Below are 17,810 nucleotides of genomic sequence, written 5' to 3'. Positions count from 1 at the left end.
ATCGGTCGCATCGGTCGCGAGGGGGCCGGCGCTCAGCCCGCCGGATCCGCCGGATGCGGTGCCAGCAGCGGGAGCTGCGAGGCCAGCCGTGCCTCGCACAGCTCGACCAGCCGGTCGTAGCCGGCCTTGCCCATCAGCTCGATCAGCTCGGGCCGGTAGGAGACGTACACCGGGTCGCCCGCGCCGTGCGCAGAGGTCGCCGACGTGCACCACCAGTGCAGGTCGTGGCCCCCGGGGCCCCAGCCCCTGCGGTCGTACTCACCGATCGACACCTGGAGCACGCGGGTGTCGTCCGGCCGGTCGATCCAGTCGTACGTACGCCGCACCGGGAGCTGCCAGCAGACGTCGGGCTTCGTCTCCAGCGGTTCGCGGCCCTCCCGCAGGGCGAGGAGGTGCAGCGAGCAGCCCGCGCCCGCGGGGAAGCCGGGCCGGTTCTGGAAGATGCACGAGCCCTGGTAGGGGCGGGTCTGGCGGGAGCCCTCGTCGTCCTCGGAGACCCAGCCGGTCTCGGTGCCCACGGCGTGGTTCTGCCAGATCTCCGGGGTCAGCCGCGCCACATGTCCGGCGACCCGCTTCTCGTCGTCCTCGTCGGAGAAGTGAGCGCCCAGCGTGCAGCACCCGTCGTCCGCGCGGCCGGCCTGGATGCCCTGGCAGCCGCTGCCGAAGATGCAGTTCCAGCGAGAGGTCAGCCATGTCAGATCGCACCGGAAGACCTGTTCGTCGTCCGCCGGATCAGGGAACTCCACCCACGCGCGCGCGAAGTCGAGTCCCTTCTCGTCGCTCACCGTCGGGGCCTGCTTCGACCGGGGAGCCTTCGGCTGCGAAGGACCCTTGGTGGATTTGGCCGACTTTCCGTCCTTCGCCTTTTTCGTCTTTGGCACCCGTCCAGGGTAAGTCGCCCCGGAGCGCTTCAGGGACCGCAGCGGGGGCTGATCTCGGCGTTCCTGGCAGTAGCGTGCCCTACATGAGACTCGGTGTCCTCGACGTGGGATCGAACACGGTGCATCTGCTGGTGGTGGACGCTCACCCCGGCGCGCACCCGCTTCCCGCGCACTCGCACAAGGCGGATCTGCGCCTGGCCCAACTCCTCGACGACGACGGAGCGATCGGTCCCGAAGGGGTCGACAAGCTGATCTCCGTGATCCATGGCGCGCTCGGGGCCGCCGAGGACAAGGGCGTCGAGGACCTGCTGCCGTTCGCGACCTCCGCCGTGCGCGAGGCCACCAACGCCGACGACGTCCTCGCGCGAGTGCAGGCCGAGACCGGCGTCCGGTTGCAGGTGCTCACCGGAGCGGAGGAGGCCCGGCTCACCTTCCTCGCCGCCCGCCGCTGGTACGGCTGGTCGGCCGGGAGGCTGCTGGTCCTGGACATCGGCGGGGGGTCCCTGGAGATCGCCTTCGGCATGGACGAGGAGCCCGACGCGGCCGTCTCGCTGCCCCTGGGCGCGGGCCGCCTCACCGCGGGCTGGCTGCCCGGCGACCAGCCGGGCCCCGAGGAGATCAGGGCGCTGCGTCGTCATGTCCGGGCCCAGATCGCCCGTACGGTCGGGGAGTTCAGCCGGCTCGGCGTGCCCGACCACGTCGTCGCCACCTCCAAGACCTTCAAGCAGCTGGCCCGGATAGCCGGCGCCGCCGGCTCCGACGAGGGTCTGTACGCGCAGCGCGAGCTCAAGCGGGAGTCCCTGGAGGCCTGGGTGCCCCGGCTGGCCGCGATGACGCCCGCGCAGCGCGCGGAGCTGCCCGGCGTCTCCGCGGGCCGCGCGGGCCAGTTGCTGGCGGGCGCGCTGGTCGCCGAGGGCGCGATGGACCTGTTCGGCGTCGAGGCGCTGGAGATCTGCCCCTGGGCGCTGCGCGAGGGCGTGATCCTGCGCAGGCTGGACCACATGGACGGGTTTCCGGCGCCCTGACGTCCGGCCCGCGCGCGTGCGACGCGTCACATTACGCGGGCGGGCGGACAGCGGCCGGGACCGCCTCCCGCACGCGGGCGGGCAGGGGAGGGGCGGACGGTGCGGCCGTCGGCCCGGCCCGCGCCGCCCCGTACGCGCAAGGGCCCGGGAGGCCGTGCCGGGGCCGGTACCGCGGCGGTGTCGGAGCCGGTGCGGGAGGCCGCGGCGGGAGGCCGGTAAGGGCCGGTCGCCGTGCCCGCCCGCCGTCCCGCGCCCTCCGGCGTGATCCGAGGCCCCGTACGCTGTCCCTCGTGGCAGAACCAGTCGTGCGCATCCCGGACGCGAAGGTCGCGCTGTCGACGGCCTCCGTCTATCCGGAGTCGACGGCTACGGCCTTCGAGATCGCCGCGCGCCTGGGCTACGACGGTGTCGAGGTCATGGTCTGGAACGATCCGGTCAGTCAGGACATCGAGGCGCTGCGCCGGCTCAGCGACCACCACCGCATCCCGATCCTCGCCGTGCACGCCCCCTGCCTGCTCATCACCCAGCGGGTGTGGTCCACCGACCCCTGGGTCAAGCTCCAGCGCGCCCGCGCGGCCGCCGAGAAGCTCGGCGCGAGCACCGTCGTGGTGCACCCGCCGTTCCGCTGGCAGCGGCAGTACGCGCGCGACTTCGTCGCCGGGATCTGGCGGATGGCGAACGAGACGGACGTGCGGTTCGCCGTCGAGAACATGTACCCCTGGCGCTATCGGGACCGCGAGATGCCGGCCTACGCCCCCGACTGGGACGTCACGAAGGACGACTACCGCCACTTCACGATCGACCTCAGCCACACCGCCACCGCCCGCACCGACGCGGTCCAGATGATCGACCGCATGGGCGACCGCCTCGGCCACGTCCACCTGGCCGACGGCAGCGGCTCGGGCAAGGACGAGCACCTGGTCCCCGGCCGCGGCACCCAGCCCTGCGCCGAGCTGCTGGAGCGCCTCGCCCGGACCGGCTTCGACGGGCATGTCGTCATCGAGGTGAACACCCGCCGGGCCATGTCCAGCGCCGAGCGGGAGGCCGATCTGGCGGAGGCACTGGCCTTCACGCGTCTGCATCTGGCGGCGGCGAAGGCGCACCGGCCGTGACCGGCCCGATCGCCCGCAGGCGCGGCCGTCCCCCGCGCGCGGAGTCCGCGGACACCCGCGAGCGCATCCTGGGCGCCGCCCGCGAGGAGTTCTCCGAGCGCGGCTACGAGAAGACGTCCGTACGCGGCATCGCCAAGGCGGCGGGCGTGGACCCGGCCCTGGTGCACCACTACTTCGGCACCAAGGAGCAGGTCTTCGAGGCCGCGATCGAGGTCGCCGCCGGGCCCGTGCTGAACGGGCCGACGGCGGTGGCCGAGGGGCCGCCGGACGAGGTGGGCGAACGCCTGACCCGCTTCATGTTCGGCGTCTGGGAGAACCCCGCCACCCGTACGCCCCTGCTGGCGATCGTCCGCTCCGCCGTCAACAACGACACCGCGGCCGCCGTCTTCCGCCGCCTGGTCGTCTCCCAGCTCCTGGGCCGGATCGCCGCCCGGCTCGACCTGCCGGACGCGGAACTGCGCGCCGAGCTCGCGGCCGCCCAGCTCGTGGGCTGCGCGATGCTGCGCTATGTGATCAAGGTGGAGCCGCTGGCGTCGGCGGACCTGGAGCAGGTCGTCGCGCGCGTGGCACCGGTGGTGCAGGCACACCTCACGGGACCGTGACACCGACGGGGCCGTGACGTCGGCGGGACCGTGACACCGACGGGGCCGTGACGTCGGCGGGACCGTGACGCCGTACGTGCGAGTGAGACATGTGTCCCGTATTCCGGACACACCGTCCCGACCCCTGGATGACCGGCGTACGCTCGTCAGCAGTCAGAAGTCTCTGATCGCAGTCTCTGAAGGAGCGAGCGCGATGCCCGAGCTGAGGTCCCGCACAGTCACCCACGGCCGCAACATGGCGGGCGCCCGCGCCCTTATGCGCGCCTCCGGTGTACCCGGTGCGGACATCGGCCGCAAGCCGATCATCGCCGTCGCCAACAGCTTCACCGAGTTCGTCCCCGGTCACACCCACCTCCAGCCGGTCGGCCGGATCGTCGGCGAGGCCATCCGCGAGGCCGGCGGCATCGCCCGCGAGTTCAACACGATCGCCGTCGACGACGGCATCGCGATGGGCCACGGCGGAATGCTCTACTCCCTGCCCTCCCGCGACCTGATCGCGGACAGCGTGGAGTACATGGTCGAGGCGCACTGCGCCGACGCCCTGATCTGCATCTCCAACTGTGACAAGATCACGCCCGGCATGCTGATGGCCGCCCTGCGCCTGAACATCCCGACGGTCTTCGTCTCCGGCGGCCCGATGGAGTCCGGCCGCGCCACCCTCGTCGACGGCACGGTCCGCACGCTCGACCTGGTCGACGCGATCTCCGACGCCGTGAACGACAAGATCTCGGACGAGGACATCCTCCGCATCGAGGAGAACGCCTGTCCGACCTGCGGCAGCTGTTCCGGCATGTTCACCGCCAACTCGATGAACTGCCTGACCGAGGCCATCGGCCTCTCCCTCCCCGGCAACGGTTCGGTCCTGGCCACCCACACGGCCCGCAGGGCGCTCTACGAGAACGCGGCCCGCACGGTCATGGACATCACCCGGCGCTACTACGAGCAGGACGACGAGACCGTCCTGCCCCGCGCCGTCGCGAGCTTCGCCGCCTTCCAGAACGCCATGGCGCTCGACATCGCGATGGGCGGCTCGACGAACACGATCCTGCACCTGCTGGCCGCCGCCCAGGAGGCGGGCGTCCCGTTCGGCCTGGAGGAGATCAACGAGGTCTCGCGCCGCGTCCCGTGCCTGGCGAAGGTCGCGCCGAACGTCGCCAAGGACCGCACGTACTACATGGAGGACGTGCACCGGGCCGGCGGCATCCCCGCCCTCCTCGGCGAGCTGCACCGCGCCGGTCTGCTCAACGAGGACGTGTACTCGGTGCACAGCCCGTCCCTGGCCGACTGGCTGAAGACCTGGGACGTGCGCGGCGGCTCCCCGTCCGCCGAGGCGGTGGAACTGTGGCACGCGGCCCCCGGCTGCGTCCGTTCCGCCGAGGCCTTCTCCCAGTCGGAGCGCTGGGAGGCGCTCGACGTGGACGCCGAGAACGGCTGCATCCGCTCCGCCGAGCACGCGTACTCCAAGGACGGTGGTCTCGCGGTCCTCAAGGGCAACCTGGCGGTCGACGGCTGCGTGGTGAAGACGGCCGGCGTCGACGAGTCGATCTGGACCTTCGAGGGCCCCGCGGTGGTCTGCGAGTCCCAGGAGGAGGCCGTCGAGAAGATCCTCAACAAGCAGGTCACCGACGGGGACGTCGTCGTCATCCGCTACGAGGGTCCCAAGGGCGGCCCCGGTATGCAGGAGATGCTCTACCCGACCTCCTTCCTCAAGGGCCGCGGCCTCGGCAAGACCTGCGCCCTGATCACGGACGGCCGCTTCTCCGGCGGCACCTCCGGACTGTCCATCGGACACGCCTCCCCGGAGGCCGCGTCCGGCGGCACGATCGCTCTCGTCGAGGACGGCGACCGGATCCGTATCGACATCCCGAACCGCACCATCGACCTGCTGGTCGACGACGCGGAGCTGGCCCGCCGCGAGCAGGCCCTCGGCGGCGTGTACGCGCCGAAGAAGCGGGAGCGCAAGGTGTCCGCGGCGCTGCGCGCCTACGCGGCGATGGCGACCAGCGCGGACAAGGGCGCCGTGCGCGACGTCAGCAAGCTGGGCTGACGCCGCCCTCCAGGGTGGGTGAAGGGGCCGTCTCCCCGGAGGCGGCCCCTCTCGCGTGTCGGCACGCGCAGCTCACCACGCCGAGGGACGCCGCGCGTCCACGGCGAAGACGGTGCCGTCGGGAGCGGCGGCGTAGACCCGGTGACCGTCGACGACGGGCTGGGGCAGCGAGGCCACCACCCGGTCCGAGTTGGCACCCAGCCGCGCACGCGTCTGCCCGAGGAGCCGGCCATCACGGGCGTCGACGGCGAGGAGACGGCCGTCGGGGGTGGTGACGTACACCTGCCGGCCGTCGGAGGCCGGCTCCGAGCCCCGGAACACGCCCGTCTCCAGGTTCCACAGTTGCCGACGCGCATCCATGTCGACGGTCACCAGCGATCCACCGGAGGCCATGAGATGGACGAGGTTCCCGCGCACGGTGACGTGGGCCTGTTCGAGCTGGGTGGCGAGTGCCACCCGTCGTGAGGTGCCGGTGGCAGGGGTGTAGCGGACGACGGCCGTCGCGCTCCCGTACAGCGCGTCGAGGGAGAGCAGGAAGACGGACCCGTCCGCCGCGCCGGCCACCTTCAGCGAGCCCTTGAGCCGCGCGTCCCACCGCACGTCGCCCGTGCCGGGGTCCACCGCGGTGACCCGCGTGGTCGTCCCGTCGTCGGACGGGGTCGCCGCGTACGCCAGGGGGTCACCGGCGAACGCGGAGAAGAACGGTACGCCCTGGCCCGGTATCCGGCGCTTCCACTTCGTGTCGCCCGAGGCGCTGTCCACGCCGGTGACCGTTCCGTCCGCGCCGGTGACCAGGAGCATGTCCCCGACTCGCGCCGGCCCGTCGTGCGCGGGCAGGTCCCGCCGCCAGGACGTCCGGCCCGATGCGGGATCGACCGCCTCCAGCCGGCGGCTGTCGTCCAGCGCGGGCTGTACGAGACCGCCCGCCAGCACCGGCGGCCCGCTCGCGCGCGTTCCGGCCATGGCGCGACGCCATAGCAGGTGTCCGTCGGACGGATCGAGCGCGAAGACCACACCGGGCTGCGCGCAGAGCAACTTGCCCGCACCGTAGGAGCATTGGGGTGCGCTCGTCGTGGACACGGGTGTCGACTGCCACCCGCCGAACCGCGCGGACGCGGTGGGTGAGGTGGTGCTCCTCGGTGTTCCGCTTCCGCCGCCGAGGAGGTGGACCGAGAGCAGTGCCCCGAGCACGGCGAGGCCGAGCACTCCGGCGCCGAGAGCCGCCGGTCCTGCCCTGCGTCCTGCGGGGCGTCGCTCCGGCTTCTCGGGACGGGGTTCGTTCGCGTCGCCCGTCCGCTGCGTCGGGATGAAGACCTGCGTGTCGTACGAGGCCGCCACCGACCGCAGTTCGCGCATGAGCTCGTCGGGCGTGGGCCGGTCCTCGGGTTCCTTGGCGAGACAGCGCAGCACCAGCGGCGCGAGGTTCTCCGGTATGCCGGTCAGGTCGGGCTCGTCGTGCACGACCTGGTAGGCGACGACGTACGGACTGTCGGAGTCGAACGGCCCGCGCCCCGTCGCCGCGTGCACCATCACGGACCCGAGCGCGAAGATGTCGGCTGCGGGTCCCACCTCCCGCGGCCGCCGGAACTGCTCGGGTGCCATGAACGGTGGCGTCCCGATCAACTTCCCTGTCTCGGTACGCAGTTCGCTGTCCGTCGGCCGGGAGATGCCGAAGTCGATGACCTTCGGGCCGTCCTCGGCGAGCAGCACGTTGCTCGGCTTCAGGTCCCGGTGCACCACCCCGACCCGATGGATGTCGCGCAGCGCCTCGGCGAGTCCGGCCATCAGCCGACGCAACTGGGCTGGCTCCATGGGCCCGTTCCGCTTCACATGGTCGGAGAGGGTCGGCCCGGGGATGAACAGGGTCGCCATCCAGGGCCGTCCGGCCTCCGGGTCGGCGTCGACGACGGATGCCGTGAAGGCTCCGCTGACCCGACGCGCGGCGGCCACCTCCTGCCGGAACCGACCCCTGAACTCGGGGTCCTTGGCGAACTGGGCGTGCACGACCTTGACCGCGAGCTTCAGCCCCGAGGTGCTCCGGGCCAGGTGCACCACGCCCATGCCGCCGGAGCCCAGCCGGGCCTCCAGCGGGTAGTGACCGGCGTATTCGGGAAGTTCCGCTTCCGCGCCCGCTCCGATGTTCTGCTGCGGCGCCATGGAACCACCCCCGTGCTGTTCTTCCGTGCGCGCGAACGGACGGAGCCTAGTCGATGACCCGTTCGAGACGGAGGCGGCTTGCTAGCCTTCGCGTGCGAATTGCGTTACGCGTGTTTCGCAGCGCGATTCGGGGGAATCAACGGGGCCCCATGGCAGTCATGGGGTGCAACGGGGGAGGATTTTCATGGCTGTTGAGCGTGTCGAGGAGATCGACGGCGCGGCGCAGGCGCAGGCCGTCACCACGGCGCTGGTGTACTACTCGATCGCACCGGGCGTCCGTCTCAACGTCCGCAGCGGTCCCGGCACCGGCTACAGCATCGTCCGTGTCCTGGCCGAGGGATCCAAGGTCCCGGTCTTCTGCCAGACGCCGGGCACCACCGTCACGGGTCCGTACGGCACCACCACCATCTGGGACAGCATCGACGACGGCGAGTACGTCTCGGACGCGTATGTGCACACCGGGAGCGACGGTTACATCCGGCCGCGCTGCGCCTGAGACCGTCACCACCGTCCAGGGGGTACCGATGACATCCCGTGGACGCCGATCCGTGCTTGCGGCGGGCACCGCCGCCGGAGCACTCCTCGTGCTGATGAGCTCATCGGCGACCGCCCAGGCGGCCTCGCCGCCCTCCTGCACGACGGCGGACGTCCGTCTCGACGTCCGCAGCGGCCCCGGTACGGGCTACAGCATCACGCGCACCCTGCCCGGGGCGTCCAAGGTCGTCATCTACTGCCAGACGCCGGGCGCGACCGTCACGGGCACGTACGGCACGTCGAACATCTGGGACAACATCAGCAACGGCGAGTTCATCTCGGACGCGTATGTGCAGACGGGCAGCGACGGCTGCATCACCTCCCGCTGCGCCTGATCCCCCCAAGAAGTCCGTGGTCCTCCCCAGCCATAATCAAGGAGTGACCGACAAGACCGACACCCCGTCCGGCCCCGCGGGCTCCCAGGGCGGCGGGCCCCGCCCCGAGCCCCTCCGTTTCTTCGGCACGACCTGGGTGAACCACGACGACGGCTACCGGTTGCGGCGTATCGGCGTGGTCGTCGGCTCGCTCGCCGCGGCCGCCGTCTCCTGTCTGGTCCTGCGCTTCGCCTACCAGGGACTCCAGATCGCCGACGTCGGCAGCTTCGTCACGGTGCTCGTGGTCGTGATGTTCGCGGTCTGCAGCGCGCTGGCCTTCGGCCACACCTGGGAGGGCTTCCGCAAGCGTCCCGACGCCGACCGGCTCGCCTCCCTGCGCGGCCTGCTGGCCATCGGCTTCGTCGGCTCGCTCCTCGCCTACTTCTTCCGCTCCCTCACCGAGGCTCCCGGCGAGGTGCTCCACCGCGAGGAGTACGAGGCGGCCCGGCAGGCGCACCAGAAGCGCTCGACCCGCCGCACCGGCAATCCCTCGAAGAAGCGCCGCAGCTGACCGCCCGGTCCGGGAGTCCCGGCAGGCACCCCCGGCCCACCCCGCTCCGCGCGTCCCGCTCACCTCGGGACGCGTGGGCACCCGCTGTGCGTCGGCCGTCGCACGCACCCCGGACGTCTCAAGCCGTCGGCTGAACCGCGTGTACTCCCCGGTCGTCGGCGCAAGCATGTCGGCATGACCGCCTCCTCCTCCGCCGACCGGGCCCACTCCTTCAACGCCGCCGCGGCCCGGTACGCGGCGAACCGCCCCGGCTACCCGCCCGCCCTCTTCGACGCGATCGAGGAGCTCGCGGGCCGCCCGCTGCGCGGCGCCCGGGTCGCGGACATAGGCGCCGGCACCGGCATCGCGACCGCCCTGCTGCGCGACCGCGGCGCCGAGGTGATCGCGGTGGAGCCCGGGGACGGCATGGCGGCCCAGCTCCGCCGCACCCTCCCCGACGTCCCCCTCGTGCGCGGGAACGGCAACGCGCTCCCCCTCGCCACCGCCTCCCTCGACCTGCTCACCTACGCCCAGGCCTGGCACTGGACCGATCCCGCGCACTCGCTCCCCGAGGCCGCGCGCGTGCTGAGGCCCGGCGGGGCGCTGGCGCTGTGGTGGAACACGGACCCGCACGACGTGCCGTGGATCAGCGAGCAGGCGCGGCGCATCGGGCGCCACTTCGGCAGCGCGTACGACAACCGGCAGGGTTCGCCCGGCTACACGGCACCGCGCGTCTTCGAGGGGGTGCCGGCCGCCCCGGAGCACGCGCGACGCACGGTCCGCTGGAGCCGCACGGTCCCGCTCGACACCCACCTCGCCAACCTCGGCAGCCACTCCCTCTTCCTCGTGCACGGCGAGTCGGCGGCCGACGCCTTCCTCGCCCGTGAGCGCGAGCGCCTGCTGGAGATCTTCCCGGCCGGCCTGGTCGAGGAGGTCTACGACGTCCTGCTGATCGTCGCCACGCCCTGACGCTCCTGCCGCGCGGCGGCCCACCCCTCCAGGGCCGCCGCGCAGGCATGGTCCAGGTGCCGCAGACCGCCCAGCTCCAGCCGGATCTCCCGGTCCCACGGCAGCGCCTCCAGGGCGTCCAGCAGCTTCGGCAGCCGCAGGAACGTCGCGTGTCCCAGCACCCGGACGACGAGCCCCGCCGCCCCCAGGTCCTCCGTCTCCACATGCACATGGCTGGTCTCCCACGCCGTCTTGGCGACGGCCAGCGCGAGCCCGACCAGCACGCCCTCCAGCAGGTTCCCTACGACGATCGCGACCGCCGTCACCCCGAGCACCACCACCTCCCCGCGGTGCCCGCGCCACAGCCCCCGCACCTCGCGCACCGGCACGAGCTTGCAGCCGGCGTGCACCAGCAGTCCGGCCAGCGCCGCCACCGGGATCACCCCGAGCGCCCCGGGCAGCACCGCGGTGAACAGCAGCAGCCACACGCCGTGCAGCACCCGGGAGGCCTTGGTCCGCGCCCCGGCCCGCACGTTCGCCGCGCTGCGCACGATCACCGCCGTCATCGGCAGCGCCCCCAGCAGCCCGCACAGGGTGTTGCCCGCGCCCTGCGCCATCAGCTCCCGGTCGTAGTCCGTACGAGGTCCCGTGTGCAGCCGGTCCACCGCCGCCGCGCTGAACAGCGACTCCGCGGACGCGATCAGCGCGAAGGCCACGACGGTCCCGATCACCCCCACTTCCGTCAGCCGCCCGAACTCCGCCGGCGGCGGCACCTGTACGACATCCAGCAGTCCCCGGACCTCGACCCGCCGCACCTCCAGGTCGAACACCCCGGTCACCGCCGCCGCCAGCCCCACCGCGACCAGCGGCGCGGGCACCAGCCGCGCCCCCCGCCGCCACCGCGGCCACAGCAGCAGTACGGCCATGGTGGCACCGCCCACCGACAACGCCACCGGGTCCATCCGGCCGGGCAGCGACACCAGTCCGGCGAGCTTCCCGAGCCCGTCCCCCGGAGCGGCCACGTCACCGAGGGCGTAGACCTGCCCGGCGATCAGCACCAGCCCGATCCCGGCGAGCATCCCCTGCACGACGGCCACGGACACGGCCCGGAACCACCGCCCGAGCCGCAGCGCGCCCAGGGCGAGCTGCACCAGACCGGCCGCGCACACCAGGACCCCGAGCGCTTCGAGGCCGTACGTCCGCACGGCCTCGTACACGAGCACGGTCAGCCCCGCCGCCGGACCGCTCACCTGGAGGCTGCTGCCGGGCAGCGCCCCGGCGACCAGGCCGCCGACGATCCCGGTGACCAGGCCCAGCTCGGCCGGTACACCGGAGGCGACGGCGACGCCCACGCAGAGCGGCAACGCGACGAGGAACACGACGAGTGAAGCGAACAGATCGGCCTTGCGTACGCCACAGCGCATGACAGCAGCACCTCCGGTCGACAGCGGGAGACGCGTGGGCGCCGAACCGGGGGAGGACTCGGCGAACTGAATTCCATTGTCGGAAACGGACGTCCGCCGCGGGGCCGATCCGTGTGTGCAGCCGGTGAACACAGAGGCGCAGGAACCGGACGCCCTGCCTCCAATCCCACCGCCGCGCGCCTGCGCCGCTTCGCGCACCCTCTTGACGGCGCGCCCGCTCGCGAGAATTATTCATCACATGATGAATTACTTGCCGGACGCCGGGGAGACCGCCACCGGCGCCCCCGCCCCGCCCGCGATCCGTGCCGAGGCCCTCACCGTCCTGCGCGGCTCCCGCTCCGTTCTGCGCGGCCTCGGCTTCACCGTCCCGCGCGGCCAGATCACCGGTCTGCTCGGCCCCTCCGGATGCGGCAAGTCGACGCTCATGCGCGCGATCGTCGGCACCCAGGCCAAGGTCACCGGCACCCTGGAGGTCCTGGGCCGCCCCGCGGGCCACCCCGCCCTGCGCACCCGCATCGGCTACGTCACCCAGGCCGCGTCCGTCTACGACGACCTGACGGTCCGGCAGAACCTCGACTACTTCGCCGCGATACTCGACCCGGGCCGAGCCGCCGCCGACCGCCGTCGTGCCGACGTCACCCGGGCCATCGCCGACGTCGACCTCGCGAGCCACGCCGACGCCCTGGCCGGCAACCTCTCCGGCGGCCAGCGCAACCGCGTCTCCCTCGCGGTCGCCCTCCTCGGCGCCCCCGAACTCCTGGTCCTGGACGAGCCGACGGTCGGCCTCGACCCGGTCCTGCGCCGCGACCTGTGGAACCTCTTCCACCGCATCGCCGCGGACCGCGGCGCCACCCTCCTCGTCTCCTCCCACGTCATGGACGAGGCCGAGCGCTGCCACCGGCTGCTGCTCATGCGCGAGGGCGAGGTCCTCGCCGACGACAGCCCCGACGCCCTGCGCACCCGCACCGGCTCCGACACGGTCGAGGCGGCCTTCCTGCACCTGGTGGACGAGGCCGTCGCGGCCGGCCACACGAAGGAGACAGCCCGATGAGCACGACCGCACCCGCCCCCGCCGCCGCCCTGAACCTCTCCCGCACCACGGCCACCGCGGCCCGCGTCCTGCGCCAGCTCCGCCACGACCCGCGCACCATCGCGCTGCTGATCCTCGTCCCCTGCCTGATGCTGGTCCTGCTGCGCTACGTCTTCGACGGCAGCCCGCACACCTTCGACAACATCGGCGCGTCCCTGCTCGGGATCTTCCCGCTGATCACGATGTTCCTGGTCACGTCCATCGCCACACTGCGCGAACGCACCTCGGGCACCCTCGAACGACTCCTCGCCATGCCCCTCGGCAAGGGCGACCTGATCGCGGGCTACGCCCTCGCCTTCGGCGGCCTGGCGATCGTCCAGTCCGCCCTGGCCACGGGCCTCGCCGTCTGGCTCCTGGGCCTGGACGTCACCGGCTCCCCCTGGCTGCTCCTCCTGGTGGCCCTGCTGGACGCGCTCCTCGGCACCGCCCTCGGCCTGTTCGTCTCGGCCTTCGCCGCCTCGGAGTTCCAGGCGGTCCAGTTCATGCCCGCGGTGATCTTCCCGCAGCTCCTGCTGTGCGGCCTGTTCACCCCGCGCGACCAGATGCACCCGGTCCTGGAGGCCATCTCCGACGTGCTGCCCATGTCGTACGCGGTCGACGGCATGAACGAGGTGCTCAGGCACACCGACATGACGGCCACCTTCGTACGGGACGTACTGATCGTGGCGGGCTGCGCCCTGCTGGTCCTCGGCCTGGGGGCGGCCACCCTGCGCCGCCGCACCACCTGACCCGCGACGCCGCACGGCGGACGCGCGCCCCGGCGCGCGGTCCCGGCGCCCCACCCCGGCACCGCGCCCCGACACCCACGTCCGCCCACCGGACACCCCACCCGCACCCGCCGCCCCTGATGCGAGGATGAGCCCGGACGACGCACCCCTCGGAGGGCACCTCAGCCATGATCCAGAAAGTCGCGGTCCTCGGCACCGGCAAGATCGGCGAAGCACTGCTCAGCGGAATGATCCGCGGCGGCTGGGCCCCGTCCGACCTCCTGGTCACCGCCCGCCGCCCGGAACGAGCCGAAGAACTCCGCACCCGCTACGGAGTCGTCCCGGTCAGCAACGCGGAGGCCGCCAAGACCGCCGACACCCTGATCCTGACCGTCAAACCGCAGGACATGGGCACCCTCCTCGACGAGCTCGCCCCGCACGTCCCCGCGGACCGCCTGGTCATCAGCGGAGCCGCCGGCATCACCACCGCCTTCGTCGAGGACCGCCTCACCGTCGGCACCCCCGTGGTCCGGGTCATGACGAACACGCCCGCCCTGGTCGACGAGGCGATGTCCGTCATCTCCGCCGGAGCCCACGCCACCGCCGACCACGTCAGCCACGCCGAGGCGATCTTCGGAGCGGTAGGCAAGACCCTCCGCGTCCCCGAGTCGCAGCAGGACGCCTGCACCGCCCTCTCGGGTTCGGGCCCGGCGTACTTCTTCTATCTGGTCGAGGCGATGACCGACGCCGGGATCCTGCTCGGCCTGCCCCGCGACAAGGCCCACGACCTGATCGTCCAGTCCGCGATCGGTGCCGCGACCATGCTCCGCGACAGCGGCGAACACCCGGTCAAGCTCCGCGAGAACGTCACCTCGCCCGCCGGCACCACCATCAGCGCCATCCGCGAACTCGAGAACCACGGCGTACGGGCCGCCCTGATCGCCGCCCTCGAAGCCGCCCGCGACCGCAGCCGCGAACTGGCCTCCGGCAACAACTGACCCGCACCGCCGCCCGGCTCCACCCCGTACAGGGCGGCGGCCGGGCGGTTCACCGCCCGCTCACTCCACCGCGCCGACGACCTCCCGCGTGGTCACCACCCGGGCGAACCCGCCCCCGTGCAGCGACACCGCCGCTGCCCGCGCGAGCTCCTCCGCCTCGCGCCGCCAGCCGAACGGCCCTTCGAGGTCGAAGGTGTACGTCGCGTCGTACGCGACCACCACCTCGTACCCGAGGTTCCCGCCCATCCGCGCCGTCGTCTCCACGCACATGTTGGTCTGGATCCCGGCCACCACGATCTGCCCGATCCCCTCCGCCTTCAGCCAGGCGTCCAGACCCGGCGTCCCGAGGAACGCCGAGTTCACCGACTTCGTGATCAGCAGTTCCGCCCCGGCGCCCTTCCCGCGCCGCCGCGCCACGTACTCCTTGAAGTCGTTCCCCTCGTGTCCCGCCCGCAACGGCGACCGCGGGTTCACCGAGTCGTGCCGTACGAAGACGACGGGCCGCCCGGTCGACTGCCAGGCGTCGAGGAGCGCCGCGATGTTGTCATCGGCCCCGGGGTTGTTGCGCGTACCCCAGAAGTCCAGCTCCTCGAAGCCCTGCTGCACGTCCACGACCACCAGTGCCGCGTTCTCTGCGATGTCCATGCCCACGATCCTGCCGCCGGGCGCACCTCCGCCCCAGCAGATCAAAAGCCAGCGATCGATGGTTTACTGCCAACGTGGACAGCTCGGACACCGGCGGCAGCGTGAACGGCGCGGACAGCGCCCCCGGCCCGGCCGGCCGGCCCTACCGCGTGGCCCTGGTCGCCTTCCCCGGCATCCGGGCCTTCGACGTCTCCGTCATCACCGAGGTCTGGGGCCAGGACCGCACCGACCGCGGCGCCCCGGCCTTCGACCTGCGCCGCGCCGCGTCCGACACCGCCGGCCCCGTCCCGATGCGCGGCGGCCTCTCCCTCCTGCCCGACCGCACCCTCGGCTGGCTGGACCGCGCGGACCTGATCGTGATCCCCGGCCTCGACGACCACCTCACCCCCGCGCCCGCCCCCGTCCTGGACGCCCTGCGCCGTGCCCACACCCGCGGCACCACCCTCGCCGCCCTGTGCGGCGGTGCCTTCACCCTCGCCCAGGCCGGACTGCTCGACGGCCGCCGCGCCATCACCCACTGGAACCTGATCGACGAGTTCCGCGCCCACCATCCGCACGTCACCGTCGTCCCCGACGCCCTCTTCATCGAGGACGACAACATCTGGACCGCGGCCGGCACCGCGGCGGGCATCGACCTCTGCCTCCATCTCGTCCGTACCGCCCACGGCGCGGAAGCGGCCGCCACCATCGCCCGCTCGATGGTCACGGCCCCCTTCCGCGCCGGCACCCAGGCACAGTTCATCGAACGCCCCACCCCGCACGCCGACCGCGACGCCGACACCCTCGCCGCCGTCCGCGAACACGCCCTGCGCCATCTCCACCAGCCGCTCACGGTCGCCGACCTGGCCGCCCGCGCCGGGATGTCGGCGCGGTCCTTCGCCCGCCACTTCGCCGCCGAGACCGGCACCACACCGTTGCGCTGGCTTCTCGGCCAGCGCATCGCCGCCGCCCAGAAACTCCTCGAACGCACCGACCTCCCCATGCCCGAGGTGGCCCGCCGGGCCGGCTTCGGCAGCGAGGTCACGATGCGCCAGCACTTCGCCTCGCGCCTCGCCACCAGCCCGCGCGCCTACCGCGCCGCGTTCACCACCGCCTCCGACACCGGCGGCAGCAGCCCGATCGCGCGATAGGCGGCGTCGACGACCGGCCGGGCCATCGCCCGAGCCCGCTCCGCCCCGTCCCGCAGCACCCCCTCCACATAGGAGGGGTCCGCGCACAGCTCCTTGTGCCGGGCCTGAAGCGGCCGGAGCGTCTCGACCACGGCCTCCGCGGTGTCCTTCTTCAGGGCGCCGTACGAGTCGTAGCCCTCGGCCAGGGCCCGGGGATCGCCCTGCGTGCAGGCGGCGAGGATCTCCAGCAGGTTCGTCAGCCCCGGCCGCCGCTCGCGGTCGTACACGACGTCCCGGCCGCTGTCGGTCACCGCCCGCATGACCTTCTTGCGCACCGCGTCGGGTTCGTCGAGCAGATAGACGATCCCCGGCCCGACGTCCTCGCTCTTGCCCATCTTCGACGTCGGGTCCTGGAGATTCATGACCCGCGCCGCCACCGGCGGGTGCGTGGCCCTGGGGACCACGAACGCCTGTCCGTAGCGCTGGTTGAACCGCACGGCCAGGTCCCGGGTCAGTTCGACGTGCTGGGCCTGGTCGTCGCCCACCGGCACCTCGTCGGTCCCGTACGCCAGGATGTCCGCCGCCATCAGCACCGGATACGTCAGCAGCGACAGCCGCACACTCCCGCCGCGCTCGCGTTCCCGCGCGGCCTTCTCCCGGTACTGGATCATCCGCCGCATCTCGCCGTCGGTGGCCACGCATTCCAGTACGTACGACAGCCGCGCGTGCTCGTCCACATGGCTCTGTACGAATACGGTGCACAACTCGGGATCGAGCCCGGCCGCGAGCAACAGCGTCGCCGACTGGCGGCTCAGCCGTCGTACCCGGCCGGGATCGTGCTCGACGGTCAGCGCGTGCAGATCGACGACGCAGAACAGCGCGTCCGCCCGGTGCTGGTCGACCGCGGCCCACTGCCGCATGGCGCCCAGGTAGTTCCCCAGCGTCAGATGCCCGGTCGGCTTGACCCCGCTGAAGACCCGCTTCATCTCGTCACCTCCTGATCGGGACCGCCGCACCCGGCCGGCCGCCCCTCTGGAGGGAGAAACACCAACGGCCGCCGAGGCGGCGGCCGTTGAGTACATACGTGCGTACGGCCGCCGTCAGGCGGCCCACCAGAGCTGGGTGCACGTACGTGTAGTCATGCCCCCCAGCGTACGGGCCGAAGGGCCCTCCGGGCAGCAAGTTGACACACCCCGCCGCGATCCGTAATGTTCTCCGAGTTGTCCGACGTGAGCGCCGACTCCGGTCGGTCCCCGGACAGCCATTCCGCAAGTACCCGTCACTACTCGACGCTCAGTCGGCATGTCTGCCAGGCTGCGTCGTTTCATTGGCGTGCGTATTTGCGAAATGAGGAATCCGCGTTCGAAAGGACAGGGCCCCCGATTAGCTCGGGAGCCGGGAATCCGCTAAAGTCTCACTCGTCGGAACGGCCCAACGGCCGGGAAGGCAAAGCCCGCTGACCGGGAATCAGGCCCGAAAGAGTCTGATAGAGTCGGAACCGCCGGAAAGGGAAACGCGAGAGCGGGAACCTGGAAAGCACCGAGGAAATCGGACCGCGAAACGGTCTGATAGAGTCGGAAACGCAAGACCGAAGGGAAAAAGCCCGGAGGAAAGCCCGAGAGGGTGAGTACGAAGGAAGCGTCCGTTCCTTGAGAACTCAACAGCGT

Annotated in this window: 17 protein-coding genes; 12 read left to right on the top strand and 5 right to left on the bottom strand. The window is 72.2% G+C overall.

What is annotated here, in order from left to right; translation table 11 throughout:
• Positions 1-32: 32 nt before the first annotated feature.
• Entirely contained in the window at positions 33-881 is an 849-nt protein-coding gene (locus tag ACZ60B_RS37415) for a DUF3109 family protein (RefSeq protein WP_469395259.1), read from the bottom strand.
• 83 nt (positions 882-964) lie between these two features.
• Here ACZ60B_RS37415 and ACZ60B_RS37410 point away from each other — a divergent pair, with 83 nt between their 5' ends.
• The 4 genes from ACZ60B_RS37410 (at position 965) to ilvD (ending at position 5,667) form a co-directional block, all read left to right on the top strand.
• Complete coding sequence (locus tag ACZ60B_RS37410) at positions 965-1,906, top strand: Ppx/GppA family phosphatase (protein ID WP_469395257.1); 942 nt, start codon at positions 965-967, stop codon at positions 1,904-1,906.
• Between the two features lie 290 nt (positions 1,907-2,196).
• Positions 2,197-3,018: a sugar phosphate isomerase/epimerase family protein gene (locus tag ACZ60B_RS37405; protein WP_469395255.1), complete on the top strand. Its 822-nt coding sequence runs from the start codon at positions 2,197-2,199 to the stop codon at positions 3,016-3,018.
• Complete coding sequence (locus tag ACZ60B_RS37400; protein ID WP_469395253.1) at positions 3,015-3,620, top strand: TetR/AcrR family transcriptional regulator; 606 nt, start codon at positions 3,015-3,017, stop codon at positions 3,618-3,620. The genes ACZ60B_RS37405 and ACZ60B_RS37400 overlap by 4 nt, the downstream gene beginning before the upstream one ends.
• A gap of 193 nt (positions 3,621-3,813) precedes the next feature.
• Entirely contained in the window at positions 3,814-5,667 is a 1,854-nt protein-coding gene (gene ilvD, locus ACZ60B_RS37395) for a dihydroxy-acid dehydratase (protein WP_469395251.1), read from the top strand.
• A 72-nt stretch (positions 5,668-5,739) separates the two neighbouring features.
• Here the strand turns inward: ilvD and ACZ60B_RS37390 are convergent, their stop codons facing one another.
• Complete coding sequence (locus ACZ60B_RS37390) at positions 5,740-7,824, bottom strand: protein kinase domain-containing protein (RefSeq protein WP_469395249.1); 2,085 nt, start codon at positions 7,822-7,824, stop codon at positions 5,740-5,742.
• Positions 7,825-8,008: 184 nt separating this feature from the next.
• On the opposite strand from ACZ60B_RS37390, the gene ACZ60B_RS37385 reads away from it, so the two are divergent.
• From ACZ60B_RS37385 to ACZ60B_RS37370, 4 genes are all read left to right on the top strand, one after another.
• On the top strand, positions 8,009-8,320 hold the full coding sequence (locus tag ACZ60B_RS37385) for an SH3 domain-containing protein (protein ID WP_469395247.1): 312 nt from the start codon (positions 8,009-8,011) through the stop codon (positions 8,318-8,320).
• Positions 8,321-8,414: 94 nt separating this feature from the next.
• Complete coding sequence (locus ACZ60B_RS37380; RefSeq protein ID WP_469395246.1) at positions 8,415-8,693, top strand: peptidase; 279 nt, start codon at positions 8,415-8,417, stop codon at positions 8,691-8,693.
• Between the two features lie 43 nt (positions 8,694-8,736).
• Positions 8,737-9,243, top strand: a complete 507-nt coding sequence (locus ACZ60B_RS37375; RefSeq protein WP_469395245.1) for an EamA/RhaT family transporter — start codon at positions 8,737-8,739, stop codon at positions 9,241-9,243.
• 174 nt (positions 9,244-9,417) lie between these two features.
• Positions 9,418-10,191, top strand: a complete 774-nt coding sequence (locus ACZ60B_RS37370) for a class I SAM-dependent methyltransferase (protein WP_469395244.1) — start codon at positions 9,418-9,420, stop codon at positions 10,189-10,191.
• Here the strand turns inward: ACZ60B_RS37370 and ACZ60B_RS37365 are convergent.
• Positions 10,158-11,594, bottom strand: a complete 1,437-nt coding sequence (locus tag ACZ60B_RS37365) for a SulP family inorganic anion transporter (RefSeq protein WP_469395243.1) — start codon at positions 11,592-11,594, stop codon at positions 10,158-10,160. The genes ACZ60B_RS37370 and ACZ60B_RS37365 overlap by 34 nt on opposite strands.
• A 238-nt stretch (positions 11,595-11,832) precedes the next feature.
• Between ACZ60B_RS37365 and ACZ60B_RS37360 the strand changes: the two genes are divergently transcribed.
• The 3 genes from ACZ60B_RS37360 (at position 11,833) to proC (ending at position 14,389) form a co-directional block, all read left to right on the top strand.
• Positions 11,833-12,645 carry an ABC transporter ATP-binding protein gene (locus ACZ60B_RS37360; protein WP_469395241.1) on the top strand — a complete coding sequence of 271 codons (813 nt, stop codon included), beginning with the start codon at positions 11,833-11,835 and terminating at the stop codon, positions 12,643-12,645.
• A complete protein-coding gene (locus tag ACZ60B_RS37355; RefSeq protein WP_392622575.1) occupies positions 12,642-13,412 on the top strand; it encodes an ABC transporter permease in 771 nt (256 codons plus the stop codon). The genes ACZ60B_RS37360 and ACZ60B_RS37355 overlap by 4 nt, the downstream gene beginning before the upstream one ends.
• 167 nt (positions 13,413-13,579) lie before the next feature.
• Positions 13,580-14,389, top strand: coding sequence for a pyrroline-5-carboxylate reductase (proC, locus tag ACZ60B_RS37350; protein ID WP_469395238.1), 810 nt, complete (start codon positions 13,580-13,582; stop codon positions 14,387-14,389).
• Between the two features lie 60 nt (positions 14,390-14,449).
• Here the strand turns inward: proC and ACZ60B_RS37345 are convergent, their stop codons facing one another.
• Positions 14,450-15,034: a cysteine hydrolase family protein gene (locus ACZ60B_RS37345; protein ID WP_469395236.1), complete on the bottom strand. Its 585-nt coding sequence runs from the start codon at positions 15,032-15,034 to the stop codon at positions 14,450-14,452.
• Positions 15,035-15,183: 149 nt separating this feature from the next.
• On the opposite strand from ACZ60B_RS37345, the gene ACZ60B_RS37340 reads away from it, so the two are divergent.
• Positions 15,184-16,164, top strand: coding sequence for a GlxA family transcriptional regulator (locus ACZ60B_RS37340; RefSeq protein WP_469395288.1), 981 nt, complete (start codon positions 15,184-15,186; stop codon positions 16,162-16,164).
• Here ACZ60B_RS37340 and trpS read toward each other — a convergent pair.
• Positions 16,104-17,129: a tryptophan--tRNA ligase gene (gene trpS, locus ACZ60B_RS37335; protein ID WP_469395235.1), complete on the bottom strand. Its 1,026-nt coding sequence runs from the start codon at positions 17,127-17,129 to the stop codon at positions 16,104-16,106. The two genes, ACZ60B_RS37340 and trpS, sit on opposite strands and share 61 nt — an antisense overlap.
• Between the last annotated feature and the right edge of the window lie 681 nt (positions 17,130-17,810).

The sequence above is a fragment of the Streptomyces sp. NPDC104096 genome, assembly GCF_055584385.1.
This window is presented reverse-complemented; position numbering and strand designations above follow the sequence as displayed.